Origin of the sequence: Shewanella electrica, assembly GCF_022321485.1 — a bacterium.
Classification (GTDB): Bacteria; Pseudomonadota; Gammaproteobacteria; order Enterobacterales; family Shewanellaceae; genus Shewanella; species Shewanella electrica.
On record NZ_JAKOGG010000001.1, the window covers coordinates 225,343 to 251,493 of the forward strand.

A 26,151-nucleotide genomic window follows, 5' to 3' on the forward strand; every position below is an offset into this window, starting at 1 on the left:
CCATCCTATTTTAAATTTTTCTTTATTTATCAGTATGATAAATGTTGGCATATCCTGTGCTATATCAAGTCAATCACATTGGCATGATAGGAATCATCATGAAAACTCTGCTTTGTACACTCGCGATTGCTGGCTCTTTACTGGCTGTTAATCCTGCTGAAGCGAAAACCGTTAGCCACCATCACGATAGTTGCGATATCTCGCTGAATTACGATGTCACCGCCAAACCGCAACTACTGTCAGTGGCGGAAGACAGTGTCGAGCGCTATCGCATTGAGGGCGACAAATTATTTGTTGATGGTAAGCAGGTAAAGCTGAATAACGAACAACGTGAGTTGGTCGCGCAATATCGTCAAGGTGTAACCGAGCAACTGCCTAAAATTATCGGTCTAGTGGACGATGCGATGGACATCGCCAGCGATGCGGTGGGCAATGCCCTGAAGCCGCTACTTGGCGAAGAAGGCACCAGCAAACTCAATCAATCATTGGAAAACCTGCATACCCGCTTGAATGATCTCGCCTATCACCGTGGCGATGTGTACTACGTCGGCGCTTCGGAAAAATCGCTGGATGCAGCATTCAACGACGAGTTTAGTGAAGAGATTGAGCAAGTGGTGATGAGTTCCATGGGCAGTATTTTGATGAATATTGGCAAAAGCATGATGAATGGCGACACCGAAGCGCTTGGTGCCAAATTAGACCGCATGGGCGAAGAGATTGAAGCGCGCGTCGATGCCAAATCTAAGGTGTTAGAACGCCATGCTGATGAGTTATGCCAAAGTTTTGAGCAACTGCAAGTGACCGAACAACAACTGCAACAGCAGATCCCTGAACTGGCTAAATACACCTTAATTGCAGGCGCTTCTAACAAGCAGTAACCCGTTAACTTCTTCCTTGACAGGTTCACACCGAACCTTCCTTTTGCCCCGTATTTGACGATTTAGATACGGGGCTTTTTTTATCTGCCAGTTTACCGTTATTGCTCTCTCGTCGTTGATTTTCCATAGTCAACTGAGTAAGCCGGATGCGAGCTACGTTTCGCTGGCGCTTACATATCCGTGTAAGGCTGCTACTGAGCGCAAAACCGATCAATAACCGTAACGAGCCCTGATCAGCCCATCACCATCAGATAAAGCATTGGTATATTTTTCTGAATCTCGATACAATTATTCGCTCAACCGTACAATCACGGCCACTGGCCAGTACGTTCAAGTCCAAATTATGTTTCGTGCTATAAAATACAGCAGCTATAGGCGACATCAATGCTAGAACTATTAGAACCCATTGCTATTTTCACCCATGTCGCTCGTGCCGGCAGTTTCAGCTCCGCAGCCCGTCGTTTAGGTATTTCCAAGTCCAAAGTAAGTACACAAGTCGCTGATTTAGAACACCGTTTAGGTGTGCAGTTGATTCAACGAACCACTCGTAGCTTGAGTTTGACTGAAGCTGGTAACTTGCTTTACGCCCAAGGTGAAGAGTTGTTACGCGGTGCTGACCAAGCGGTAGCTAGTGTGCACAATCTTAACGATGCCACTCGTGGGGTGTTAAAGCTGGGGATTTCCCAATCGTTTGGGACGGCCCATATCATTCCGGCGTTGCCTGAGTTTATGGAGCGTCATCCTGAGTTAGAACTACAAGTCAGCTTGCTTGATCATAAAGTTGACGTGGTAAACGAAGGGTTAGATCTGCTGTTAACTATGTCAGAGCAACTGCCGCTGGGCATGGTGGCGCGGCCACTGATGAAATGTCAGTTCCTGCTGTTAGCTTCTCCAGAGTACATTAAACGCCATGGTATGCCAGAGCGCCCAGAGCAGTTGGTGGAACACAACTGTTTGGTGTATCACGGTGAGTGGCATGAACACTCTGTATGGCAGTTTAGACGTGGCGAAGATTACTGTGAGATTGGGGTGTCAGGTAACTTCCGGGTCGATAACGCCCCAGCGCTTAAAACCGCAGCGGTTAACGGCTTAGGTGTGGTGTATATGGCCACCTATTTGCTCGAAAACGAAATTGCGGAAGGTAAGTTAGTGCCGATGTTAACTGACTGGCATCTGGTGAATCACTTGCCATTGCAGGCGGTGTATCCACGCCGTAAACATTTGGCACCGAAGGTCAGTGCCTTTATCGAATTTATCAAAGAACACATCGGCACTCCACCAAGATGGGATGACAAGTTCACCGGTATTTTCGAACAACGTAAGTAAAAACCGAAAAACAATTTTATTCAGCAAAATCAATCGATTTAACTTGAGATAATAAAATTGTACTATAAATCAAGGTGTTGTTTTTAAACTGGATAATTAAGCAAAATGTGTTTTTTGACCTAAGTTACAAATAATGGTTTCTTAGGTTGCAACATGACCTTGGCTTATTAGAATGGACTGGCTTGATTTGGGTGGGAATCTAGGGAGAAGCTGTGTTGGAATGACCCCTTCGACACGGTGCTATGATTCAGCAATATCTGCTATCCGAATCCTTTGCTGAACGTTCGACTGAACGGTGCAGCATTTAAACCAACATCCTGATTTATGGTTATGCCCCAGTATCACTGGGGCATTTTTTATGGGCGTTTAGCAAAAATAGGACAATAGCTCGTTCACAAACATATGGCCCTTGGGCGTCAGTTCCCAGTGGCTATCGGTCACAATCACTAATCCCTGCTTGGCTCCTTGCTGCATGCCGTCATCAAGCAAGGTGGCAGATACACCAGTACGGGCCTCAAAGTCACTGCGGGCAATCGGCGTCATCAAGCGCAAGCGGTTCATCAGATATTCCAGCGGGCGGTCTTCATCGGCGACTTCATCGAGCTGGTACAGATGCTCACCAGCTAAGTAACCTTTGGGATGCTTCACTTTGACGCTACGCACAATCTTCTGCTCGGCCAACTGAGTGATTTTGCCGTGGGCACCACAGCCGATACCGAGATAGTCGCCAAATTCCCAATAGTTAAGGTTATGGCGGCATTCATAGCCGGGTTTAGCGTAGGCAGAAATCTCATACTGACGATAGCCGAGCGCCGCTAAACGCTGCTGCCCTTGCTCATAGATACCCCACAACGCTTCATCATCTGGCAGCGCAGGCGGGCGACTATGAAATAGGGTGTTGGGTTCAATGGTGAGTTGATACCACGACAGGTGCGGCGGATTGAGCGCTGCAGCAGTCTCAATATCAGCCAACGCTTGCTCAAGAGATTGATCTGGCAGGCCGTGCATCAAGTCGATATTAAAGCTATTGAACTGCGCTTGCTTGACCGTTTGCGCGGCCAGCTTGGCTTCATCGCCACCATGGATTCGGCCAAGAATGGTCAGCTTATCGGGCGCAAAGCTTTGCACCCCCATTGATACGCGGGTAACACCGGCATCGCGGTAAGCGGCAAAGTCATCATGCTCGATGGTGCCTGGGTTGGCTTCCATAGTGATTTCAATATCGGCTTCAAATGGAATGCGTTGGGCTACACCATCAAGCAGGCGTTTAATTTGCGCCGCATCGAACAGCGACGGTGTGCCGCCGCCGATAAAAATGCTGTGCAGCGGCCGTTGCTGTACCCAATGCAAGTCAGCATCGAGATCTTTGAGCAGCTCATCAACATACTGCTGTTGCGGTAACTCGCCATGTTGCGCATGGCTGTTAAAGTCGCAATAAGGGCACTTACGCACACACCACGGAATGTGAATGTATAAGCTTAATGGCGGCAGTTGGCTGATCAAGCAATTATCCCCTGCGCTTTAAAGGCGTCCAATAACAGCGCTAATGCTTTGCCACGATGGCTCAGCGCGTTCTTTTGTTCGCTGCTGATTTCGGCAGCTGTCTGTTGCATACCTTCAGGGATAAAGATTGGGTCATAACCATGGCCTTCAGCACCTTGCGGTGCATCGCCGATGCTACCTTCCCATGCGGCTTGCGCGATGATTGGCGTTGGGTCTTTTGCGTGACGCATATAGACCAACACACATTGGAAACGCGCTGTGCGTGGTGCCGCTGTATCTTTAAGTGCGGTCAGCAGTTTTTGGTAGTTACCTTCAGCGGTAGCGTTTTCGCCGCTGTAGCGGGCGGAGTAAATGCCCGGTGCGCCTTGCAGCGCGTCCACTTCTAAGCCAGAGTCATCGGCAATCGCTGGCAGGCCAGTTGCTTCTGCCGCATGGCGCGCTTTGATGATGGCGTTTTCCACAAAGGTGGTGCCAGTTTCGGCCACTTCGCTCACGGCAAAATCGCTCTGTGGCAGGACTTCGATATGGAATTCACTGAACATTTCGGCAAACTCATTTAGTTTGCCTTTGTTGCCGCTGGCAAGCACAAATTTTTGCATGGTGTTATCTCAAATAGGCTAACGCTGCGCTGATGGGCAGCGGGGCGATTAATCGTTAAAAAATTGCTGGGTGAAATTCAGTTTGGTGTTGAGCTTGCCTTGGGATTTTATCGACAGGTCAAAGTTGATCTCTTCACTTTCGCGATAGGGCAGTTGTGCCAAATAGTAGATGGTATGTCCTTCGCGGATCTCTCTGAATTTCAGTTTGAATCTGGCTTCTAGCAGATTGGTGGCTATGCCGTTAATTTCTACCGGAACATAGCTGGGTGATGTTGCGTCGGTATCTATCACCACAATATTCACTAACGCTAAATAGCGGCTGCGCTGGATACCATACGTTTGCGCGACGGTGGGCGCAATAAAGGTACTTGGCAGTGCCATGTAGTGAATGTCGTAGTGGTCTACATGCAGCTTTTGTTCGGCATGGGCGGCAAATGCCCACACACTGCACATCAGTAGCAAGGTGATACACGAACGGATCATGATGTCTCTGAATGTCGTTAACTCAGGCAAATTATACGCAGCAACGCGATGAATTCCCATCAAAGTAACGCGCTAATTGCCTCAGGCAGTTGTTGCGGGTTGGTAATGCGGATCTGTTTGTGGCGGCCCAACTCGCCTTTTTGTATTTCCACACTGCCTTTAGGCACTTTGAAGGCTTTGGCGAGTAGCTTAATGATATGTTGGTTGGCTTTGCCATCCACCGGCGGGGCGGTGATCGCCAGTTTTAGCTCATCGCCGTGTAAACCGCACCATTGGTCGCGGCTGGCTTTGGGCTGTATATAAAGATGGAGCAGCAAATATTGCTGCTCCATGGTGACGGCGGGTGTCGCCATTAAGCCACAGCCCAGTACGGCACGTGCTGCGCCAACAACAAGTTGATAAAGTTCAACAGAATAAACAACACCAGTACCGACAGATCCAACCCACCCATTGGCGGAATAATACGGCGAATTGGGGTTAAGAATGGTTCGGTTAATTGGATCAATACCAACTCAAATGGGTTACGGCCTTGGCTAACCCAACTGAGGATGGCGCGTACAATCAACAGATAAAACAGTAATACACCGGCCTGTTTAATCACGGAGACAATGCTAAATAGCAACACGGCAACAATATCGAATTGGCCGCCAGCAATCAGCGTGATCAGCACGATTTTAAGTACCACCACCGCCAAGGCTAACACTACCGATGCAGTATCCAAATTACCGATGGGAGGCAACACTCGACGCAGCGGTTTAACGATGGGGTGAGTGGCTTTGACGATAAATTGGCTAAATGGGTTATAAAAATCTGCACGGGCCAACTGTAGCCAAATACGCAGTATTACCACCATCAGATATAAATCGAACAGGGTACTGATCAAAAAAACGAATGGGTCATTCATAACGAATTAGCTCTCTTCGAGGTTAAAATTGTTTCGCCATCTCTTGTGCGCGAGCAATACAGTTTGCCATAGCCTTAGCGGTTAAACCATGCAGATCACCGCGCTTAAAGGTCTCTACTGCTTCGTGAGTCGTACCGCCTTTAGAGGTGACATTTTGGCGTAATTGCTCGGCGGTTAATTCGGGGTTTTCTATCAACATACGTGCAGCACCCAGCGCCGCTTGTTGTGCCAAGGTACGCGCTTTATCTGCTTCCATCCCCATGGAGATGCCCGCATTAATCATGCCTTCAACGAACAGGAAGAAATAAGCTGGTGAACTGCCTGCAAGGGCGATAACCAGATTTAGGCCGTCTTCATCATCAACCCACACGGCGTCACCACCGGTTTTAACAATCGCTTCGGCAATGGCTTTTTGCTCGTCAGAGATATTGGCTGGTGCGTATAGCCCTGACATACCGGCACCCAACTGCATTGGGGTATTGGGCATGACGCGGATCAGTTGAATCGCTTGACCAAAGTAGTCTTGGTAACGGGCGGCAGGAATACCGGCGGCGATAGTGATGATTAACTTGTGTGATAGGTCGAGTGAGGCAAGAGCTTCACACACTTGCTGCATCAGTTGCGGTTTCACCGACAGAATAATCACATCTGCACGAGCCGCCGCAGCGGCATTATCGCTGCTGGTGTTGATGGCAAAATCTGCTTTGAGCGCATCCAGCTTAGGTGTGCTGGGATTGGTGGCTTCAATGCAGTCGGCTGGATAGCCACTGGTCACTAAACCACTGATGATACTGCGGCTCATATTGCCGGCGCCGATAAAACAGATTTTATTAGAAGTCATGCGTTCCTCTTTTATTGATAAGTACCTGCCACCTAAGTGGCGTAGTTATAGTATTTGGGCGCGTAAGCTGAAAAACAAGGCTCTATGCCTTATTGCTGTAATCGCGCGCACCAAATATGGCGCTGCCGATGCGCACCATGGTCGAGCCATATTCCACCGCCAGTTCTAAGTCTTGGCTCATGCCCATTGATAACGTATCGACCGCGGGATAATGCTGCTGTAGCGTGCGGTAGAGTTGCTGCATACGGCCAAACTCGTGGCGTAACTGCTGCTCATCTTCATGGCTGGGTATGGTCATTAAACCGCGCAGTTTTAATTGTGGTAGGCCAGTAATCTGCTTAGCTAATGCCAACATGCTGGCTTCATCGACAATGCCGGATTTACTCGCTTCGCCACTGATGTTGAGCTGAATGCAGACATTGAGCTGGGCCAAATCGGTGGGGCGTTGCGCGTTCAGGCGCTCAGCTATCTTGCTGCGATCAACCGTGTGTAACCAATCAAAATGCTCCGCCACGATACGGCTCTTGTTCGATTGCAGCGGGCCAATGAAATGCCATTCAATATCCGGACATTGTTTCGCCAAGGCGACGACCTTTTCTTGGCCTTCCTGCACATAGTTTTCACCAAAGCGGCGTTGTCCAGCTGAATAAGCAGCTAAAATATCTGATACAGGCTTAGTCTTGCTCACGGCCAGAAGCTGGATCTCATCAGCAGTTCTGGCGGATTTTGTCGCTGCGGCGGCGATCCGCTGCTGGGCGAGTGACAGTCTGTCTGCTATTGTTGTCATGTTGTTATCTTTGGTTTAACGGATATACCAAGTTATGGAAATCACTGAATTATTGGCTTTTAGTGTAAAGCACAAAGCGTCAGATCTACACCTTTCAGCGGGTGTTCCCCCTATGATACGTGTCGACGGTGAGGTGAGAAAGCTCAACGTGCCAGCATTGCAACATCAGGATGTGCACCGCCTCGTTTACGATATCATGAATGATAAACAACGTAAGGATTACGAGGAGCACCTAGAGATCGACTTCTCCTTTGAAGTGCCCAATTTGGCGCGTTTCAGGGTTAACGCCTTTAACCAATCGCGTGGTAGTGCGGCGGTATTCCGTACCATTCCTACTGAGATTCTGTCACTTGAGCAGCTCGGCGCCCCAGAGATTTTCAAAAAAATTGCCTCTTACCCACGTGGTTTGGTGCTGGTGACTGGACCGACGGGTTCGGGTAAAAGTACCACCTTGGCCGGCATGATTGACTATGTGAACGACAATCGCCACGACCATATTCTGACCATTGAAGACCCTATCGAATTCGTCCATCAAAACAAGCAATGTTTGATCAACCAACGTGAAGTCCACCGCCATACTTGGAGCTTTGAAGCGGCACTGCGTAGTGCGTTGCGTGAAGACCCTGACGTCATTCTGGTGGGCGAAATGCGTGACTTGGAAACCATCCGTTTGGCGCTAACTGCGGCAGAAACCGGTCACTTAGTATTTGGTACGCTGCACACCACCTCGGCGGCTAAGACCATCGACCGTGTGGTTGACGTGTTCCCCGCTGGTGAAAAAGACATGGTGCGTACCATGTTATCTGAGTCGCTACAGGCGGTAATCTCACAAACCTTGATCAAGAAAATTGGCGGTGGCCGTGTGGCGGCGCACGAAATCATGCTTGGTACACCTGCTATCCGTAACCTGATCCGTGAAGATAAAGTGGCGCAGATGTATTCTGCCATTCAAACCGGTATGGCGCATGGTATGCAAACCCTAGAGCAAAGCCTGCAACAGTTGGTTAGTCGCGGTGTGATTACCCGCGAAGATGCCTTGTCGAAAAGCTCGAACAAGCAAGTGAATTTCTAAGGAGTCAGTTGATGGACGTCAGACCTTTTTTAGAGGCGATGGTTGAACGTAAGGCGTCAGATCTGTTTATCACCGCAGGGTTTCCGCCCAGCGCGAAAGTTGATGGCTCGTTACGTCCCTTGGCGGAAAACGCTTTTACCCCAGCGCAAGCGTTGGAGTTTGTTGAATCGCTGATGACGCCTGCGAATAAGCAGGAGTTTCATGAAACCAAAGAGTGTAACTTTGCTATCGGCTCCAAAGGGCTAGGGCGTTTCCGTGTCAGTGCTTTCTGGCAACGCGAAGCCGCAGGTTGTGTGCTGCGTCGTATCGAGACCAAGATCCCGACAATGGAAGACCTCAACCTACCGCCAGTGTTGAAAGACTTAGTCATGTCCAAGCGCGGGTTGGTGATCATGGTCGGGGCGACCGGTACCGGTAAATCGACTTCGTTGGCAGCGATGATTGGTTACCGTAATGCCAATACCAAAGGGCACATTCTCACCATTGAAGATCCGGTGGAATTTGTCCACCAACATAACAAGTGCATTATCACCCAGCGTGAAGTGGGCATTGATACCGAATCATTTGATGCGGCGTTAAAAAGCTCACTGCGCCAAGCGCCGGATGTGATTCTAATCGGTGAGATCCGCAGTCAGGAAACCATGGAGTTTGCGCTGTCGTTTGCGGAAACCGGGCACCTGTGTTTAGCCACGTTGCACGCCAACAACGCCAACCAAGCGCTCGATCGCATTATGCACTTAGTACCCGAGAGCAAACACGCCCAGTTGCTGTTTGACTTGTCGCTCAACCTGCGCGGCATTGTGGCGCAACAGCTGGTGCCACGGGCTGATGGCAATGGTCGTCGTGCCGCCATCGAGATTTTGATCAACACGCCGCGTGTTGCCAGTGTGATTCAACGCCATGAGCTACATCAACTCAAAGAGGTGATGGCAAAGTCTGGTGAGCAGGGTATGCGTACCTTTGATCAAGCGCTGTTCCAACTCTATAAAGAGGGCGAAATCAGCTACGCCGATGCATTGCATCATGCTGATTCTCCAAATGATTTGCGTTTGATGATAAAATTGGAAAGCGGCAATGCTGGTTCATCGGGATCGATGGACGGTATTACGCTGGATATGGATTAGGGAAAGTGTACACAGATCGCCGCAGGCTCGGGCATATAGGCTCAGCCGCGGTGTTTCAATCATAACTGCTGAAACTCCACATTTATGGCGAACAGCCCTGAGCATTTAAAGGCTAACTAACGGCCTTTATGGTGAGCGCATGTGACTGATTTGCACCTTCTCTGGCGGTGGCAACACCGCTTTTATTTTTCAACAACAAGGAAAATATCTCATTTCTATTCATACTATGTATTGTTTTGTGACTTATCAGACTAGGGGAGTAAACAATGAAGCTTAGTACCCGTGTTGGTATCGTATCTCTTTCTCTTATGTGTTCTTTTTCATCTTTGGCTGTACCTGTTACCGACCAGCTCGACATTGGTGGTGCGGTGCGTCTGAACTATGGTTGGAAAGACTATGATGACAATGATAAGTTTGAATTTGAGCTGTTTCGTGTCGATGTAAATTATAAAGATGACAAACTGTTAGCCTCGGCGCAGTACCGCTGGTACCAAGATCAAGAAGTGGTACACCATGCGTGGGCAGGTTATAAGTTCTCCGATGAAACCACGGTAAAACTCGGCATCACTTTAGTGCCTTTCGGTTTATTGGATGTGGCATCGCACTCCTTCTGGTTTGGTTCTACTTATTATCTCGGCTTCGAAGATGATTACGATGCGGGGATTCACCTGCAACACGAAGCTAACGGCTGGCGTTACGACATCGCCTATTTTGCCAATGACGAATATGGCGATGGCAGCCGTTACGACCGCTACTCATTTGACGTCGCCTACACAAGTGCGCGTCCTTATGAAGAAGCAGGGCAGTATAATGCCCGTATTGAACGGCTGATCGACACCGGTGATGTACAGCATAAGCTGGGAGCATCGTTCCAATTTAGTCAGTTCGATTATGTCGCCAGCGATGATGCTGTCGCGGGTAAGGACACTGATGGTTACGCCGCTGCGGTGCATTACCAAGTCGATTGGAATAACTGGCAAGGCCAATTGCAGTACATCCATTATGACTACGATATGCCAGACGAACGTATGGCAATGTCGGCATTCTCTTACCCATTCGAAATTGCGGCTAAGGCCGATGTTTATACGGCTAACGTGTCACACAGCATGGATGTTGACTGGGGGCCGGTGTCTAGCATCAACTGCTATAACGACTTCTCGATGACGGCCGCATCGGGTGAGGGTTTAGATGACTCCATCCAAAACGTCACTGGCTGTATGCTTACTGCGGGTAAGTTCTATACCTACGTCGATTGGATTGCTGGCAAAAATATGTGGTTTGCTAATGGCCCAGGTATCGGTATTGACGATGGCGACAACGGTTGGCATTCACGCTTGAACATTAATATCGGTTTGTATTTCTAGTAATCGTTCACGCATGGCGTAGTTAGCCATACTGAGCTGTACTAACGAAAAGGCATGAGAGCGTCAGCTTTCATGCCTTTTTCGTGCGCCGAGCATGGCGCGTTGCGCTTAAGCGCAACTGGTTTGACTGTGATAGTCAAATTGGTGACTTGGAGGTGAAAGTCCTCTACACACCCGGCAAGGTGAAGTGAGCCCGCCTCCTACTCGATTGCAAGTATCCTCGCTAAACGATGCGCTATGTTACTGATTTTTCGATAGTCAATGATCTGAAACCTACACGACACAGCAGCGTTGCTTTAACACGCTAATTTGCTTAACCATATGAAAATAAATGATTATTATCGTAAATGTGACGGTTTTAAAAGTCGTTCGCATGTAATTAACTTTCAATAAATAGGGCTATTTTAAAAAAAATAGCATTTGATATTGTAATAATATTTCACGCGTGTATTATTAATACCAACGGTGACGCAAGACATGAGATGTGGTCAGTCGTTACTGGAGTTTGATGGTACTGATGAGAATCCCCAACCTCGATGTACTGTCGGAATTTCTCCCCAACACATGGTTACTTTGGTCGGTGCTATGTGATACGAAATTCCAGCGCCAGTAATCTGTTATCTCCGCTTGTGTTGGTTGTTGATTTCACTCCGGATCACAGCTTTCACCTGTAACTGCTTCTTTAAGTAGTTGCTTAAAAGATTTAGATGGACACCAACCCATCAGAATCTGTTTGTGCAAATGGTTATTAAATCCCATGTTATGGGCGTTTTGTTACATCTCTTCACCTGCTCATTGAGCAGGTTTTTTTTTGTCAGAAATTTATCAATTAGTTAGCTCGCGCTAAGTGCCAATTGCGTGATCCTTGTCCGGCACTACGGCAATATTGCTGGAATCTGATAGATAAGGGCATTTATAATCGGCCGCTGCAAAATAGCTGTGTTAACTAACTGTTACATATAAAACCCTACATTAAACTTATATCAAGGAACCTCGTTCCATGTTGGAAAAACTGTTTAAGCTCTCAGAGCATCAAACGACCCTCAAGCAGGAAGTGTTGGCTGGTTTCACTACCTTCTTAACGATGGCATACATCATTTTTGTTAACCCAGATATTTTAGCTAAAGCGGGGATGGACAAAGGTGCGGTATTTGCTGCGACCTGTATTGCTGCGGCTGTGGGCTGTTTCGTGATGGGACTGCTGGCCAACTACCCAATCGCGTTGGCCCCAGGGATGGGTTTAAACGCCTTCTTCACCTTCAGTGTGGTGGGCGACATGGGATATAGCTGGGAAACGGCACTGGGTGCGGTGTTCCTATCAGGTTGCTGTTTTATGATCCTGTCGTTGGTGAAAATCCGCGAATGGATCGTGAACTCCATTCCAATGTCCTTGCGGATGGGCATTGCCGCTGGTATCGGCTTGTTCCTCGCGCTGATTGCCTTGCGTAGTGCTGGTATTGTGGTCGATAACTCGGCAACTCTGGTGGGTATGGGCGAGCTGAAAGCTTTCCCTGTGGCGATGTCAGCGCTGGGGTTCTTCCTGATTATTGCTTTTGTACAACGCGGTTATAAAGCTGCGGTTATCATGAGTATTCTAACCATTACCGTGCTGGGCGTGATATTCGGTGGGGTGGAGTTCCAAGGTGTGTTTTCAGCGCCGCCTTCGCTAGCGCCAACCTTTATGGCAATGGATTTGAGTGGCGTACTGGATATCAGCATGATCTCCATCGTGTTCGCCTTCCTGTTTGTCGACCTGTTTGATACCTCTGGCACCTTAGTTGCGGTAGCGCATCGTGCCGGGTTATTGGAGCAAGATGGTCGTTTACCACGTCTGAAACGCGCGCTGACTGCAGACTCAATTGCAACCATGGCTGGTGCGGCATTGGGTACCTCAACCACGACCAGTTATATTGAAAGTACCGCTGGTGTCAGTGCTGGTGGTCGTACGGGGTTGACTGCGGTTGTCGTGGGTTTGTTGTTCCTTGCGGCACTGTTTATCTCGCCACTGGCGGGCATGGTGCAACCATATGCGACTGCCGGTACATTGTTCTATGTTGCCATTCTGATGATGTCGAGCCTGTTACATGTTGAGTGGGATGACTTAACCGAAGCCGCACCTATGGTGGTCGCTGCCTTGGTCATGCCATTTACTTACTCAATTGCTAACGGTATCGCTCTGGGCTTTATCTCTTATGCCATCATCAAAGTGTTGTGTGGTCGCTATAAAGATTTGAATATCGGTATTACTGTTATCGCTTTGCTGTTCTTAGGTAAAGTATTGTTTCTGTAACAAAACTGCCGTTTAGAAAGGTCATCCTAAGTGATGGCCTTTTTTTATGGCAGATTTTCAATCTATAAGCGAATTTTATTGATTTACAGACAATCCAACTAGGAATATTGGTTGCTATTGGGTATAAGGGAAGACTTTCCTGTGTCATTTTCAGCGTTGTGTTGATGTAAATGGATATATCCAGCAAAACCCGTTATCGCCGAGTGGTGGTAAAACTGGGCACGAGCGTGCTTACCTCGGGCAGTAAAAAATTAGATAAAGCGCATATGGTGGAGCTGTCTCGGCAGATGGCAGCACTGATGCGTGATGGTGTTGAAGTGGTGCTGTGCACCTCTGGCGCTATTGCGGCCGGACGAGAGCACCTGTTATATCCGCAACTGCCTGACACCATGCCCAATAAACAGCTGCTTGCTGCGGTTGGTCAAAGCCAACTGATTTTGGCTTGGTCACAACTGTTCAGTATCTATGGTTTACATGTAGGACAACTGCTACTGACGCGCGCCGATCTGCAAGACCGCAAACGTTACCTCAACGCGCGCGATACGCTGCACGCGCTGTTAGCGCAGAACATTATTCCCATCATCAATGAGAACGATGCTGTCGCCACCAGTGAAATCAAAGTGGGTGATAATGATAACTTATCCGCTCGTATTGCTCTGTTATGCGACGCCGATGCATTGCTGCTACTGACCGATCAAAAAGGGCTATACGATGCTGACCCGCGTACTAACCCTGAGGCGAAATTGATTGCCGAAGTCACCGGCATTGACGACCATCTGCGTGAAATTGCTGGTGGTTCGGTTTCTGGCTTAGGCACTGGCGGCATGGCGACCAAGTTGGAAGCGGCCGATATCGCCCGCCGCGCTGGTATTGAGGTGATGATTGCCTCCGGGCACCACCCCGATGTGATTTTAAAACTGATGGCGCATGAAAGCGTGGGCACCCACTTCAGCGCGATTGAAAACCCGCTAGAAAGCCGCAAACAATGGATTTTGGCTGGCCCGAAAGCCAAAGGGAAAATTGTGCTGGATGAAGGCGCGGTGCGCGCAGTGTCTGAAAAAGGCCGCAGCCTGCTCTCTAAAGGGATTGTCGCGGTGGAAGGCAGTTTTGATCGCGGTATGACGGTTGACCTGCATGACCAACAAGGGCATCGTTTTGCTAAGGGCATCTGCCGTTATAGCGCCAAATCGCTGCGTTTGATTGCGGGTAAGCACTCCAGCGAAATTGAAGCGATTTTAGGTTATGACTACGGTGATGCAGTGGTACATCGTAACGACATGGTGGTGTTATGAATGAACAGTATTTGCAAATTTTAGGTCAACAAGCCAAGCAAGCGAGTTTTGCGCTGGCCAACTTATCAGCGCCACAAAAGGCGACGCTGCTTAGCACGATTGCGGCGCAGTTAACCGCGGCAGCAGACGAGATTGTCGCCGCCAACCAGCAAGATGTTGAGGCCGCTAAAGCGGCGGGCTTGAACCAAGCGATGATTGACCGTTTGTTGCTGGATAAAACCCGCTTAGCGGGCGTCATCGCTGATATTGATAATGTGATTGCACTGGCTGACCCCATCGGCCGCGAATTTGATTCGCGTTTGCTGGATAACGGCATGCGTTTATGTCGCCGTAGCGTGCCGCTAGGGGTTATCGGCGTGATTTATGAAGCGCGCCCGAATGTGACGGTCGATATTGCCGTGTTAGCACTGAAAACCGGCAACGCGGTAATTTTGCGTGGCGGCAAAGAAACCCTTAACTCAAACCGGGCGTTGGCAAAAGTGATTCGCGCAGCGGTGGCAAGTTGTGGTTTGCCTGAAGACGCGGTGCAGTTGATTGATAACCCAGACCGCGCTTTAGTTACCGGCTTACTCAAACTCGACCAATACGTTGATATGATTGTGCCGCGTGGTGGCGATAAGTTGCAGCGTTTATGCGCTGAGCAAGCCACCATTCCGGTGATCCTTGGTGGTATCGGCATTTGCCATCTGTATGTCGATAAAGCGGCAGATTTAGCGCGTTCCACTGATGTGATCATCAATGCCAAAGTGCAACGGCCAACTGTGTGTAATGCGCTGGATACCGTGTTGGTGCACGAGCAAGTGGCGGCGCAGTATCTACCGCTGTTGGCGCAAGCACTGTCGGATAAAGGTGTGAAGCTGGTCGGCTGCGAGATTACTCGTGGTCTGCTTAGTGGCTTTGATGTGGCGGTGGCCGACGATACCAGCTTTGCTACTGAGTGGTTGAGCCTGACTATCGGCATTAAAGTGGTCGGCGATATCGACCACGCCATTGACCATATTCGCCAGTTCTCTAGTGGTCACTCCGAAGCGATTTTAACTGACGATATTGCAGCGGCCACCCACTTTATGAATGAAGTGAACTCAGCGGCGGTGTATCTCAATGCCAGCACCCGTTTTACCGATGGCGGTCAATTTGGCCTTGGTGCCGAAGTTGCCGTGAGCACGCAAAAACTGCACGCTCGTGGCCCGATGGGGCTGGAGGCGTTAACCACCTATAAGTGGCTGGGCGTGGGTGATTACACCGCCAGAAGTTAACGGCTCCCAAATACAAAAAAGCGCGCTCACAGTCATTGTTAGCGCGCTTTTTTATGAATGTTGTAGCCGTTAATCTTCCGCTTTTACATCAGCAAACGTGCCACGACATAACGCGGCTAAGTCCTCAGCACTTAAACAGATCTCCAGTCCACGACGGCCAGCACTCACGTAGATGTTATCAAAGTCTTTGGCGCTGCTGTCAATGACGGTCGGAAGCTGCTTTTTCTGCCCCAGTGGACTAATGCCGCCCACCAAATAGCCCGATGATTTCTGCGCTAGTTGCGGATTAGCCATCACTAACTTTTTCTGCTTCAGCGCTTTGGCGACGGCTTTCAAGCTGAGGTGATGGTTGACCGGCACTAACGCCACAGCCAACGGATTGGACTTTTCATCCACACTGACCAGCAAGGTTTTAAACACGCGGTTGGGATCTAATCCCAATGCACTGGCGGCTTCCTCGCCGTAAGAGGGCGCGTTTTTATCATGGTGATATTCATGCACCGTAAAAGCCACTTTCTTCTTGGTGGCTAAATCAATGGCTGGAGTCAAACTTCTATCTCCTAATTTATAACGCTCGTCGCACGCGGCGCTTGTTCATATACGGCAATAGTTGTTGCAGCAATAGCGCGAGCAGAATGCAGCTCAGACCGTAAATCGTCGCGCGTTCAATAGTCTCACCTAAAATGGCGGCAATAAAGCACATCGATAGAACGGGTGATAAAAACACTAAATTGCTCACAGTCGCGGTGCGCTCGGCGGTTTTTAGCGCCATCAACCACAGCACAAAGGTGAAGCCCATTTCAAATAGCCCGACATAAGCGCCAGCCATTAGCGCCTTAGTGCTGAACTGTGGCAGCGGCTGTGTTAGCACCAAGGTGAGGGTGATTAACGGCAGCGCTACCAGAAAACTCAGCAACAGGCTAACTACGGGGTCGCCCTTGTCGCGGGTATTAATAATCCAGTACAGACACCACAGCAACGTGCTGGTCAGCCCCAACGCAATACCTAAGGGATTATCAAACTGCAGCCCGGCGATATTGCCGCCAGTAGCGATGATGACCACACCCGAGTATGCCAGTATTGCTGCCAGTAGATCGGTGCGCCGCAGTTTTTGGCGCAGCATCGGTACCGCCAATAGCGGCAATAGGATTGCCCAAGTGTAGTTGAGCGACAACGCTTGCTGCGCCGGCAGCAGATCGTAGGCTTTGAACAACACCAAATAATAGAGAAACGGATTAAGCAACCCGGTTTGCAAATACAGCAGCGGCGTTTGCCGAAACTGTTTGCTGATCAGGGTTAGCTTGCCTTGCAGTACCAGAATCAGCAGCAGTACTACCGATGAGGCAATGGTGGCGACCCACACCAATTGCAGCGGACTAAAAAAGCCCAAGGCGATTTTGAAGGCGGTAGCAACCGTGGACCAGAGTAATACCGCACCAAGGCCGTAAGCGATGGCCCAATAAGATGTTTTCAATGAATGCTACTCATATAAAACGCTACAACATCCCAGTGTTAGTCGCGTTTACGCTAGTGATTTGGCTTATTCTAGCGGTGCTTTATCGAAAAAGATCAAAAAAGACCCAATAAAGCGTAATTTTTTTAAATTCGCCCTTGTAAAGCCAAATCGCGCCCCCATAAAGGGGTTAAGACGCGATACGGGAGTTAAAAATAGCGCTTGAAATCAGCCTATTTGACCCTATATCCACTAACAGATAACAAATTTAAGTGCGAAAAATTTTCGGAGGACCTCATGGGCAGAATTATTGGTATCGACTTGGGCACAACCAACTCTTGTGTGGCCGTACTGGACGGTGACAAACCCAGAGTGCTGGAAAATGCTGAGGGCGATCGCACCACACCTTCTATCATTGCATATACAGAAGATGAAACCCTGGTAGGTCAACCTGCAAAACGTCAGGCTGTAACCAACCCACAAAACACCTTCTTTGCAATCAAACGTTTGATCGGTCGTCGTTTTACTGATGACGAAGTTCAACGTGACGTGGACATCATGCCATTCAGCATCGTTAAAGCTGACAATGGTGACGCTTGGGTAGAAAGCCGCGGTAAAAAAATGGCACCGCCGCAAGTTTCTGCTGAAGTGCTGAAAAAAATGAAGAAAACTGCAGAAGATTACTTGGGTGAGAAAGTCACCGAAGCAGTAATCACCGTACCTGCATACTTCAACGATTCACAACGTCAAGCTACCAAAGACGCTGGTCGTATTGCTGGCTTGGAAGTTAAACGTATCATCAACGAACCAACTGCAGCAGCATTGGCTTACGGTATCGACAAAAAACAAGGCGATAACGTAGTCGCTGTTTACGACTTGGGTGGTGGTACTTTCGATATCTCTATCATCGAAATTGATAGCGCTGATGGCGACCAAACTTTCGAAGTATTGGCAACCAACGGTGATACTCACTTAGGTGGTGAAGACTTCGATAACCGTGTAATCAACTATCTGGCTGACGAATTCAAGAAAGAGCAAGGTCTGGATCTGCGTAAAGACCCACTGGCAATGCAACGTCTGAAAGAAGCGGCTGAAAAAGCGAAGATTGAACTGTCTAGCGCTAGCCAAACTGAAGTGAACCTGCCTTACATCACTGCTGATGCAACAGGTCCTAAACACTTGGTAGTGAAAATCACACGTGCGAAACTAGAATCTTTGGTTGAAGACTTGATCCAACGTTCTTTGGAACCACTGAAAGTTGCTTTGGCTGACGCAGACCTGTCTGTTTCAGACATTAACGAAGTGATTCTGGTGGGGGGTCAAACTCGTATGCCTAAAGTACAACAGGCAGTGACTGAGTTCTTCGGTAAAGAGCCACGTAAAGACGTGAACCCTGACGAAGCGGTTGCTGTTGGTGCTGCTATCCAAGGTGGTGTACTGGCGGGTGACGTGAAAGACGTACTGCTGCTGGACGTTACGCCACTGTCTCTGGGTATCGAAACCATGGGCAGCGTAATGACCAAGCTGATTGAGAAAAACACTACGATTCCTACTAAAGCGAACCAAGTGTTCTCAACTGCTGACGACAACCAAAGCGCCGTGACTATTCACGTACTGCAAGGTGAACGTAAGCAAGCTAGCGCCAACAAATCACTGGGTCAATTCAACTTAGAAGGCATTGAGCCAGCACCACGCGGCATGCCACAGATTGAAGTAACCTTCGACTTGGACGCTGACGGTATTCTGAATGTTTCTGCTACCGATAAGAAAACTGGTAAGAAACAAGCGATCACCATTAAAGCTTCTTCTGGTCTGTCAGACGAAGAAGTGGCACAAATGGTACGTGATGCCGAAGCGCACGCAGAAGACGACAAGAAATTTGAAGAATTAGTGACTGCACGTAACCAAGCTGATGGTTTGGTACACGCCACTAAGAAACAAGTTGAAGAAGTTGGCGAAGCGTTGCCAAGCGATGAAAAAGCTAAGATTGAAGCGGCCATCAGCAAAGTGGAAGAAGCGACTCGTGGTAGCGACAAAGACGCTATCGAAACCGCAACTCAAGAGCTGATCCAAGCTTCGCAAAAGCTGGCTGAAATTGCACAAGCTAACGCACAGCAAGCACAAGGCGGCGCTGATGCCGGCAAACAAAGTGCTAACGCCGCTGCCGATGATGTCGTTGATGCTGAGTTTGAAGAAGTTAAAGATGACAAAAAATAATCGGGCGTTTATCCCCGGTTAACTACAGGCGGGCGTTACGGGGAAACCCTAACGCCCGTTCGTACTTGCACCAGTTGAGAAAACGTAGAGATTATGTCAAAGCGAGATTATTACGAAGTATTAGGCGTCGGCCGCGACGCTAGCGAACGGGATATCAAAAAGGCGTACAAACGTCTGGCGATGAAATTTCACCCGGATCGCAACCCAGGCGACAAAGAAGCTGAAGCCAAATTTAAAGAAGTTAAAGAAGCGTATGAGATTCTGACCGATGATCAGAAGAAAGCCGCTTACGACCAGTACGGTCATGCAGCCTTTGAACAAGGCGGCATGGGCGGTGGCGGCTTCGGTGGTGGTAGTGCTGACTTCAGCGACATCTTCGGCGATGTATTTGGGGATATTTTCGGTGGTGGTCGTCGCGGTGGCGGTCAACGTCAGGCTGCGCGCGGTTCAGACTTGCGCTACAACCTAGAGTTGTCGTTAGAAGAAGCGGTTCGTGGTGTGAGCCGTGAATTGCGTATTCCGACACTGGCAACCTGTGATGTGTGTAGCGGCTCGGGTGCCAAAAAAGGCACGTCAGCAACCACTTGTGGCACCTGTCATGGTGCTGGTCAAGTGCAGATGCGCCAAGGCTTCTTCGCGGTACAACAGACCTGTCCAACCTGTCATGGTCGCGGCAAGATCATCAAAGATCCATGCAACAAATGTCATGGCGATGGTCGCGTAGAGAAAAGCAAAACCCTTAACGTTAAAATCCCTGCTGGTGTAGATACCGGCGACCGCATCCGTTTGGCAGGCGAGGGCGAAGCGGGCGAGTTTGGTGCACCAGCCGGTGACTTGTATGTACAGGTAACCGTACGTGAACACCCAATCTTCGTGCGTGACGGTAACAACTTGTACTGTGAAGTGCCAATCTCCTTTGCTAAGGCTGCGCTGGGCGGTGAGATTGAAGTACCAACGCTCGATGGCAAAGTTAATCTGAAGATCCCTGCTGAAACCCAAACCGGCCGCATGTTCCGTCTGCGCGGTAAAGGGGTGAAATCTGTTCGCAGCAGTGCGATTGGCGACTTGTTATGTAAAGTTGTACTGGAAACACCAGTCAACTTGTCGGATAAGCAGAAAGCGTTGTTGCAGGAATTTGAAGCCACGCTCAGTGGTGAAGCTCGCAAACATAGCCCGAAAGCAGAAGGCTGGTTTGACGGAGTGAAGAAGTTCTTCCAAGACCTGAAAAGCTAACTTGTCTCTTCATTATGAAAGCCCGCGTTGCGGGCTTTTTTACGGCCAAATTTTATCCGTTATAACATCTCTCTGCTTTTGGCTATCCATTACTGTGCTTGCCGTTGTTTTGCATAATGTACTGTTCCAACTGCATCTGTAGCTAACAATCATCAGTGCAATCCCTATTTTTATGTTGTTTCATTATGGTGCGAGTCGCGTTTTTTTGGTGCGATTTTAACCATGTGGTTGCTTTTTTACCTCGTGCTGTTGTGATTGGCGCGATGATTTATCTCCTTGCGTATCTGCTAATTCACTGAATAGAAATGCCTCAGCGGCGACACGCTGCACCTCCCGAATTTATTGGCTTACATCACTCTGCACTGATCATTTTATCGCTGTAATTTCGTTTCTAATGTTGCTGAAATGTTTCTTTGTTTGCAATTTGGGCACGCTATTTGAAATCCATTTTTACCGTTACATGAATTTTGTATGACGGCAGCGGCGGCAAGATTGCGCTAAATCACCGCTGCAAACTGCAGCCATACAACTCAGGCAACGTACTTTCGGGATCAATTTGCGGTTAGTTAGTGCCAGCGATGGCGGTCATAAGCATTTCAAAAAATAAAATGGAAGGGGTTGGTATGATCAAACAGAAGTTGCTCAGTCGTTCAATCAAAAAAGCGCTGCCATATGCTATTGCGTTGTCATATGCTTCCATCGCTTTTATTGGTCAAGCGCATGCCGAAGAAGAGGACGATGCGCTAGAGGCGGCGGTGGCCGCTGCGGCGGCAGGTAAGATTGAGAAGATGGTGGTGACTGGTTCTCGCGGTGCTGCACGTTCCGTGAAAGATTCGCCAGTACCAGTGGATGTGATTGCTGATGACGAACTCAAGTCAGTCAGCTTCTCCGATACCAACGATATTTTGAAAACCTTGGTGCCATCGTTTTCTGTGACGCGTGAACCGCTGTCCGACGGCGCCACCTTTATCCGTCCTGCGACCTTGCGTGGCATGGATACCGATAAAACCTTGGTGTTAGTTAATGGCAAACGCCGCCACCGCGCCGCATTGGTGCAAATTGGTGGTTCAGGTAGCCAAGGGCCAGATATCTCAACTATTCCATCTTCAGCATTAAAAACTGTGGAAGTGCTGCGTGATGGTGCCGCAGCCCAGTATGGTTCCGATGCGATTGCTGGGGTGATCAACTTCCAGCTGAAAGATAACAGCGAAGGCGGTTCATTCACTGCTGACTGGGGTCAATTCTACGAAGGCGATGGCGAAGCTTTCACCCTCAGTGCCAACAAAGGTTTTGCATTGGGTGACAAAGGTTTTTTCAGTATTTCTGCTGAATATACTGATTCCGATCCTACCGTACGTGCACAACAATATTGTGAAGATTACTTCTGCGTGACCGATCCAAGCACTTATCCTGCTGAAGGCTTTGGTAGCTACGACGACTATGCGCAAAACTGGCAATCGGCATCGATGACCAGCAAGAAATATGTGCAACCTTGGGGTCAACCAAGTTCAGACTCGACCGCGATTTTCTATAACGCCGGTTACACCGTCAGCAATACGCTGGAGTTGTATTCCTTTGGTAGCTACACCGACAAATCCGCCAGCGGCTTGTTCTACTACCGTTATCCGGGCAACGGCACCATTGAGAATATCCGCTTAGAGGATGGTTCAACATGGAACGCGATGGAGATTTTCCCCGGTGGTTTTACGCCGCAGTTCTCTGGTGACATCACTGACTACTCTGGCGTGATTGGTGCCAGAGGCATGCTGCAAAATGGCCTGAGCTACGATATCAGCGGCCGCTATGGTTCAGACAAAATCGAGTACACCATGGCAAATACCATCAACCCATCGATGGGAGATGCCACGCCAACGCTGTTCCACCCTGGGGCGTTGATCAACAAGGAGAAACAAGTACAAGCCGACTTTACTTTAGACTTCAACGTGGGGGCGTTTGCTAGCCCGCTACTGTTTGCCTTTGGTGCCAGCTACATGGATGAATCCTATGAGTTGGAAGGTGGCGACGAAGCCTCTTATGAAGCTGGTCCTTATTCCGCTGTTGATCCTTGGGGCTTCTGTAATGCCGATGGCAGTGCTACCGCCGCAGGTTTAGGGGTGATTGGTAATGGCTCAACGCTGAACTGTGCTGATCCAGATGATCCGGTTTACCAAGTGCTGGGCGTGGGGTCTAACGGTTTCCCTGGTTATTCACCGATGTACAGTGGCAAATACTCACGTGATTCTTACGCTGCTTATGTGGATTTCAGTGCTGATGTTACCGAAAAGCTGTTCTTGCAAACCGCTTTCCGTTGGGAAGATTACTCTGACTTTGGCTCAGAATTGGTAGGTAAGATTGCCGGTAACTATCGTCTGACCGATCATTTTGGTGTGCGAGCTTCATACGGTACGGGCTTCCGTGCGCCAACACCGGGCCAACAAGGTACTACCAACGTATCCACTCGTATTACTGGCGGTATGCCGGTAGCTACTGGGTTGTTCCCTGCTGGCGGTCCTATTGCTGGCGCGTTGGGTGCCGATCCGCTCAAACCAGAAAAATCCACCAACTACACCTTAGGTTTTACGGCTGACTTTGACAGCGGTTTGGGCGTAACGCTGGACTTCTATCGCATCGATTTGAAAGACCGCATGTACGCGATCTCCACTATGGATGTCAGTGCCACGCCTGGGGCTTCTGGCTATGATAACTATCTGGCGTTATCTAACGCTGGAGTATCGGGCGCCGAATCTATCGGTGGCGTGTTCTACTTCCAAAACATGTTTGATACGCGCACCACCGGCATGGATTTTGTGACCAACTATGGTTTTGATAACGCCATGGGTTATACCTCATTCACTTTATCTGCCAACTACAACAAGCAAGAGATCACAGACGATAAAACTGGCGCGTTTAATAATGAAGATGCCTTCGACTTTGAAAACTCTAAGCCAAAATGGCGTGGTGTGTTTACGGTTAATCACAACATTGGTGACTTTACCGTGACCGCGCGTGCTAACTACTACGGTTCGTATCAGAACTCTGACGGTGAAGATGCTGAGGTGTTGGATAAGCAGAAATTTGGTGATGAGATGCTGATTGACCTTGAAGCGTCCTATCAAATCACCGAGGTGATCAAGTTAACTGTCGGCGCTCGCAACATCTTTGATACCTATCCAGATAAAGGGCTGTTCGAAACTGGCCAAGGCCGTATCTACCGCGACGATTCGGTGGTGGATTGGAACGGTGGTTACTACTTCACCCGCATCTCGATGGATTTCTAACAAATCCGACTCGACCCCAAAGGCCATTCAGATGAATGGCCTTTTTGCTTGGACGTTAGGCGAGGGTGAAGCGATTAACTAACGTTTGTTGCTCGGTGGCCAATACCGTCTGTTGTTGCGCGGCGGTGGCGATTTGCGCCCCCATGCTGGCGCTGCTGACCGCAATATCATTGATGGTACGAATGTTTTGCGCAATCTCATTGGTGGTGGCAACTTGCTGCTCGGCAGCGGTGGCGATTTGAGTACACATGTCGGTGATCTGCTCAATGGCGCTATTGATATCGCCAAGCTTAGCTTGCACCGATTGCGTTTGGCTGGTGCAGGCTTTTACGTGTTCAAAGCTGGCTTCAATGGCGGATGACACACTACTCGCATCGGTTTGAAAGCGGCTGACCAGCGCATCAATTTGTTGAGTTGAGTCTTGGGTGCGTTGCGCGAGCGTGCGCACTTCATCTGCTACTACCGCAAAACCGCGGCCATGTTCCCCCGCGCGGGCCGCCTCAATGGCAGCGTTAAGCGCCAGTAAATTGGTCTGTTCGGCCACCACTTTAATCACATCAACAATCTCATTGATGGCGCTACTGGAGTCACGCAGTTGTTGCACCACGGTATTGGCCCACGACATCTGCTCGTTGAGCTGCTGCATACGTTGAGTGCTACTTTGTACTTCGACTACCCCGGCTGACGATAGCGCTGCCGCCTTGCTCGCAGCATCTGCGGTTAAGGTGGTGCTGTGAGCGATCTCATGCACCGTGGCATTCATCTGCTCGGTCGCCGTCGCGGCATATTCTGTCTCATGGCTTTGTCGATCCAACTGGCGGCTATTCTCTTTGATGGCGGCGCTAGTTTGTTCGGCGGCGGTGACCAGCTGTACGCTGCTGCTGGTAATTTCGTTGAGCATATTGCTTAACACTTGCAGCAGCGTATTGAAGCTTGCGGCGCCGCGCCCCAGTTCATCTTGCGATTGCACCGTGACTCGTAACGACAGATCGCGACTTTGACTCACTTGATCCATGGTCTGTGCCAGTGCTTGGGTTTGGTTAATCAGAGTTTTGCTAACGCTAATGGTCAGTACAATGGTGACTAACGTTAGTACTAAGGTGGTGGCAATGGTCAGCATCAAGCGTTGCTGTGCGTCGTGGCTCAGCTGCTGCACTTGTGCGCTGATCTGGGTAGCAATCTGATCTTCCAACTGTTTCAGCAGGTCAATGCGCGCAGTTGAGGCGGTAAACCAATCGGTACTTGAGATCCCAAACTTGCCGTTGATATAGCTTTGGTTGGCGATATTGCGATAGTGGTCGACCTGTTTAATGACGCTATTTTGGTCGATTTGCTTGAGCGCAGTAACTTGTTCGGCTGAAGCAAACTGTTCGAACGACTGCAAATAGGCGGTTTGTAAGGTAAACAGATGCACAAAATTATAGTACTGATCTGCTTGAAATTGGTCTTTGCTAAATACCACGCTCAAGATGGCGCGTTCCAGCCCTGCATATTCCTTGGCCTGCATGAAGGTGGCGTAATTGCGCAAGTCAGCCGTGAGCTGGTTAAAGGTGGACAACTTGGCAATGGTGGCATTGAGTGCTAACCATTGGGCGTTGAGTTGCGTATAAAAGGCAGCGGCTTCTTTTACTGGCACGGTGAATGTATCCACCTTGGCGCGAAATTGGGGCAGTTTTGCCAGCTCAGTTTGAATCGCACTGATTTGACGATGCACCTCCGGCTGTGACTCGGCCAACTCAGCTAACAGCACCTTGAGCGGCGCTTGTTGCTGCGCCAGTACGCTATCGGTAAGACGGCGTTGTTGGGGTAACTTGTCAGCAAAGCTGTGACCAGAGGAGCCAACAAAGCCTGCGGTAATACCGCGTTCTTTCTGTAACTCGTGCACGATTTTGCCGCCGATGATCGAGAGTTGTACTAACGGCTTAACCTGTTCGATGACATGGCGATTGCTGATAACTTGTTGCAACTGAATCGCACTGAAAAGGATGGCACCTATCATGGGCGGGATGATGAGTAGGATTAGCTTCACTTTGAAACTAAGGTTTTGAATTATTTTCATAAAATTCAACAGAAAGGGCTTACTTTTTAAACGGCAAATTGTGTGCTGTTTATATCACAAGGAATATACCTAATTAGAGGTATTTATATGGGAATGTTAGTTGGCACTAATAAATTGCGACAGCGTTTGATGAAATGGGTCAAATTGACCTAATTTGCGTGGAATAAATAGATAAAATGCATTGTTAATCAA

At 49.1% G+C, this 26,151-nt stretch carries 21 protein-coding genes; 11 read left to right on the plus strand and 10 right to left on the minus strand.

Translation table 11 applies throughout. From position 1 onward, the window contains the following. The first annotated feature begins 98 nt into the window (after positions 1–98). Entirely contained in the window at positions 99–878 is a 780-nt protein-coding gene (locus tag L9G74_RS00970) for a YggN family protein (protein ID WP_238894373.1), read from the plus strand. A 384-nt stretch (positions 879–1,262) separates the two neighbouring features. After that, positions 1,263–2,204, plus strand: a complete 942-nt coding sequence (locus L9G74_RS00975; RefSeq protein WP_238894375.1) for a LysR family transcriptional regulator — start codon at positions 1,263–1,265, stop codon at positions 2,202–2,204. 366 nt (positions 2,205–2,570) lie between these two features. On the opposite strand, the gene hemW is transcribed toward L9G74_RS00975, so the two are convergent. The 7 genes from hemW to L9G74_RS01010 form a co-directional block, all read right to left on the minus strand. After that, positions 2,571–3,704 (minus strand): radical SAM family heme chaperone HemW, encoded by a 1,134-nt coding sequence (gene hemW / locus L9G74_RS00980; RefSeq protein ID WP_238894706.1) that lies wholly within the window; start codon positions 3,702–3,704, stop codon positions 2,571–2,573. Continuing rightward, the gene (rdgB, locus tag L9G74_RS00985; RefSeq protein ID WP_238894376.1) at positions 3,704–4,306 is read right to left on the minus strand and encodes an RdgB/HAM1 family non-canonical purine NTP pyrophosphatase; all 603 of its coding nucleotides are present in this window, start codon (positions 4,304–4,306) and stop codon (positions 3,704–3,706) included. The genes hemW and rdgB overlap by 1 nt, the downstream gene beginning before the upstream one ends. A 48-nt stretch (positions 4,307–4,354) precedes the next feature. Next, positions 4,355–4,789: a DUF4426 domain-containing protein gene (locus tag L9G74_RS00990; protein WP_238894378.1), complete on the minus strand. Its 435-nt coding sequence runs from the start codon at positions 4,787–4,789 to the stop codon at positions 4,355–4,357. A 59-nt stretch (positions 4,790–4,848) separates the two neighbouring features. After that, positions 4,849–5,142: a DUF167 family protein YggU gene (gene yggU / locus L9G74_RS00995; RefSeq protein ID WP_238894380.1), complete on the minus strand. Its 294-nt coding sequence runs from the start codon at positions 5,140–5,142 to the stop codon at positions 4,849–4,851. Continuing rightward, positions 5,142–5,693 (minus strand): YggT family protein, encoded by a 552-nt coding sequence (locus L9G74_RS01000; protein ID WP_238894381.1) that lies wholly within the window; start codon positions 5,691–5,693, stop codon positions 5,142–5,144. Before L9G74_RS01000 ends, yggU begins: the two co-directional genes overlap by 1 nt. 22 nt (positions 5,694–5,715) lie before the next feature. Then, positions 5,716–6,534, minus strand: coding sequence for a pyrroline-5-carboxylate reductase (gene proC / locus L9G74_RS01005; protein ID WP_238894383.1), 819 nt, complete (start codon positions 6,532–6,534; stop codon positions 5,716–5,718). Between the two features lie 82 nt (positions 6,535–6,616). After that, on the minus strand, positions 6,617–7,321 hold the full coding sequence (locus L9G74_RS01010) for a YggS family pyridoxal phosphate-dependent enzyme (RefSeq protein ID WP_238894385.1): 705 nt from the start codon (positions 7,319–7,321) through the stop codon (positions 6,617–6,619). Positions 7,322–7,355: 34 nt separating this feature from the next. On the opposite strand from L9G74_RS01010, the gene L9G74_RS01015 reads away from it, so the two are divergent. From L9G74_RS01015 to L9G74_RS01040, 6 genes are all read left to right on the plus strand, one after another. Beyond that, positions 7,356–8,393, plus strand: a complete 1,038-nt coding sequence (locus tag L9G74_RS01015) for a type IV pilus twitching motility protein PilT (RefSeq protein ID WP_238894387.1) — start codon at positions 7,356–7,358, stop codon at positions 8,391–8,393. 11 nt (positions 8,394–8,404) lie between these two features. After that, positions 8,405–9,517, plus strand: a complete 1,113-nt coding sequence (locus L9G74_RS01020; protein ID WP_238894389.1) for a PilT/PilU family type 4a pilus ATPase — start codon at positions 8,405–8,407, stop codon at positions 9,515–9,517. 266 nt (positions 9,518–9,783) lie between these two features. Further along, positions 9,784–10,881 (plus strand): hypothetical protein, encoded by a 1,098-nt coding sequence (locus L9G74_RS01025; RefSeq protein ID WP_238894391.1) that lies wholly within the window; start codon positions 9,784–9,786, stop codon positions 10,879–10,881. Positions 10,882–11,881: 1,000 nt separating this feature from the next. Then, positions 11,882–13,171, plus strand: coding sequence for an NCS2 family permease (locus tag L9G74_RS01030; RefSeq protein WP_238894392.1), 1,290 nt, complete (start codon positions 11,882–11,884; stop codon positions 13,169–13,171). Between the two features lie 170 nt (positions 13,172–13,341). After that, positions 13,342–14,463: a glutamate 5-kinase gene (gene proB / locus L9G74_RS01035; RefSeq protein ID WP_238894394.1), complete on the plus strand. Its 1,122-nt coding sequence runs from the start codon at positions 13,342–13,344 to the stop codon at positions 14,461–14,463. Next, positions 14,460–15,719, plus strand: a complete 1,260-nt coding sequence (locus L9G74_RS01040) for a glutamate-5-semialdehyde dehydrogenase (RefSeq protein WP_238894396.1) — start codon at positions 14,460–14,462, stop codon at positions 15,717–15,719. Before proB ends, L9G74_RS01040 begins: the two co-directional genes overlap by 4 nt. Before the next feature lie 69 nt (positions 15,720–15,788). On the opposite strand, the gene ybaK is transcribed toward L9G74_RS01040, so the two are convergent. Both ybaK and L9G74_RS01050 read right to left on the minus strand, forming a co-directional pair. Beyond that, a complete protein-coding gene (gene ybaK / locus L9G74_RS01045) occupies positions 15,789–16,268 on the minus strand; it encodes a Cys-tRNA(Pro) deacylase (RefSeq protein ID WP_238894398.1) in 480 nt (159 codons plus the stop codon). 16 nt (positions 16,269–16,284) lie between these two features. Continuing rightward, positions 16,285–17,193 carry a DMT family transporter gene (locus L9G74_RS01050; protein ID WP_238894400.1) on the minus strand — a complete coding sequence of 303 codons (909 nt, stop codon included), beginning with the start codon at positions 17,191–17,193 and terminating at the stop codon, positions 16,285–16,287. Between the two features lie 276 nt (positions 17,194–17,469). Here L9G74_RS01050 and dnaK point away from each other — a divergent pair, with 276 nt between their 5' ends. From dnaK to L9G74_RS01065, 3 genes are all read left to right on the plus strand, one after another. Further along, on the plus strand, positions 17,470–19,389 hold the full coding sequence (dnaK, locus tag L9G74_RS01055; RefSeq protein WP_238894402.1) for a molecular chaperone DnaK: 1,920 nt from the start codon (positions 17,470–17,472) through the stop codon (positions 19,387–19,389). A 93-nt stretch (positions 19,390–19,482) separates the two neighbouring features. After that, positions 19,483–20,622 (plus strand): molecular chaperone DnaJ, encoded by a 1,140-nt coding sequence (gene dnaJ, locus L9G74_RS01060; protein WP_238894405.1) that lies wholly within the window; start codon positions 19,483–19,485, stop codon positions 20,620–20,622. Positions 20,623–21,245: 623 nt separating this feature from the next. Next, positions 21,246–23,900, plus strand: a complete 2,655-nt coding sequence (locus L9G74_RS01065) for a TonB-dependent receptor plug domain-containing protein (RefSeq protein WP_238894406.1) — start codon at positions 21,246–21,248, stop codon at positions 23,898–23,900. A 55-nt stretch (positions 23,901–23,955) separates the two neighbouring features. On the opposite strand, the gene L9G74_RS01070 is transcribed toward L9G74_RS01065, so the two are convergent. Continuing rightward, positions 23,956–25,899 (minus strand): methyl-accepting chemotaxis protein, encoded by a 1,944-nt coding sequence (locus L9G74_RS01070; RefSeq protein WP_238894408.1) that lies wholly within the window; start codon positions 25,897–25,899, stop codon positions 23,956–23,958. Positions 25,900–26,151: the final 252 nt, after the last annotated feature.

What these genes read in the sequence shown, in the direction of transcription:
- L9G74_RS00990 (WP_238894378.1), bottom strand. Translation starts at nt 4,789, where the DNA reads ATGATCCGTTCGTGTATCACCTTGCTACTGATGTGCAGTGTGTGGGCA.
- L9G74_RS01025 (WP_238894391.1), top strand. Translation starts at nt 9,784, where the DNA reads ATGAAGCTTAGTACCCGTGTTGGTATCGTATCTCTTTCTCTTATGTGT.
- L9G74_RS01010 (WP_238894385.1), bottom strand. Translation starts at nt 7,321, where the DNA reads ATGACAACAATAGCAGACAGACTGTCACTCGCCCAGCAGCGGATCGCC.
- L9G74_RS01015 (WP_238894387.1), top strand. Translation starts at nt 7,356, where the DNA reads ATGGAAATCACTGAATTATTGGCTTTTAGTGTAAAGCACAAAGCGTCA.
- rdgB (WP_238894376.1), bottom strand. Translation starts at nt 4,306, where the DNA reads ATGCAAAAATTTGTGCTTGCCAGCGGCAACAAAGGCAAACTAAATGAG.
- L9G74_RS01040 (WP_238894396.1), top strand. Translation starts at nt 14,460, where the DNA reads ATGAATGAACAGTATTTGCAAATTTTAGGTCAACAAGCCAAGCAAGCG.
- L9G74_RS01020 (WP_238894389.1), top strand. Translation starts at nt 8,405, where the DNA reads ATGGACGTCAGACCTTTTTTAGAGGCGATGGTTGAACGTAAGGCGTCA.
- dnaK (WP_238894402.1), top strand. Translation starts at nt 17,470, where the DNA reads ATGGGCAGAATTATTGGTATCGACTTGGGCACAACCAACTCTTGTGTG.
- L9G74_RS01030 (WP_238894392.1), top strand. Translation starts at nt 11,882, where the DNA reads ATGTTGGAAAAACTGTTTAAGCTCTCAGAGCATCAAACGACCCTCAAG.
- dnaJ (WP_238894405.1), top strand. Translation starts at nt 19,483, where the DNA reads ATGTCAAAGCGAGATTATTACGAAGTATTAGGCGTCGGCCGCGACGCT.
- L9G74_RS01000 (WP_238894381.1), bottom strand. Translation starts at nt 5,693, where the DNA reads ATGAATGACCCATTCGTTTTTTTGATCAGTACCCTGTTCGATTTATAT.
- L9G74_RS00975 (WP_238894375.1), top strand. Translation starts at nt 1,263, where the DNA reads ATGCTAGAACTATTAGAACCCATTGCTATTTTCACCCATGTCGCTCGT.
- proC (WP_238894383.1), bottom strand. Translation starts at nt 6,534, where the DNA reads ATGACTTCTAATAAAATCTGTTTTATCGGCGCCGGCAATATGAGCCGC.
- L9G74_RS00970 (WP_238894373.1), top strand. Translation starts at nt 99, where the DNA reads ATGAAAACTCTGCTTTGTACACTCGCGATTGCTGGCTCTTTACTGGCT.
- yggU (WP_238894380.1), bottom strand. Translation starts at nt 5,142, where the DNA reads ATGGCGACACCCGCCGTCACCATGGAGCAGCAATATTTGCTGCTCCAT.
- L9G74_RS01070 (WP_238894408.1), bottom strand. Translation starts at nt 25,899, where the DNA reads ATGATAGGTGCCATCCTTTTCAGTGCGATTCAGTTGCAACAAGTTATC.
- proB (WP_238894394.1), top strand. Translation starts at nt 13,342, where the DNA reads ATGGATATATCCAGCAAAACCCGTTATCGCCGAGTGGTGGTAAAACTG.
- L9G74_RS01065 (WP_238894406.1), top strand. Translation starts at nt 21,246, where the DNA reads ATGATCAAACAGAAGTTGCTCAGTCGTTCAATCAAAAAAGCGCTGCCA.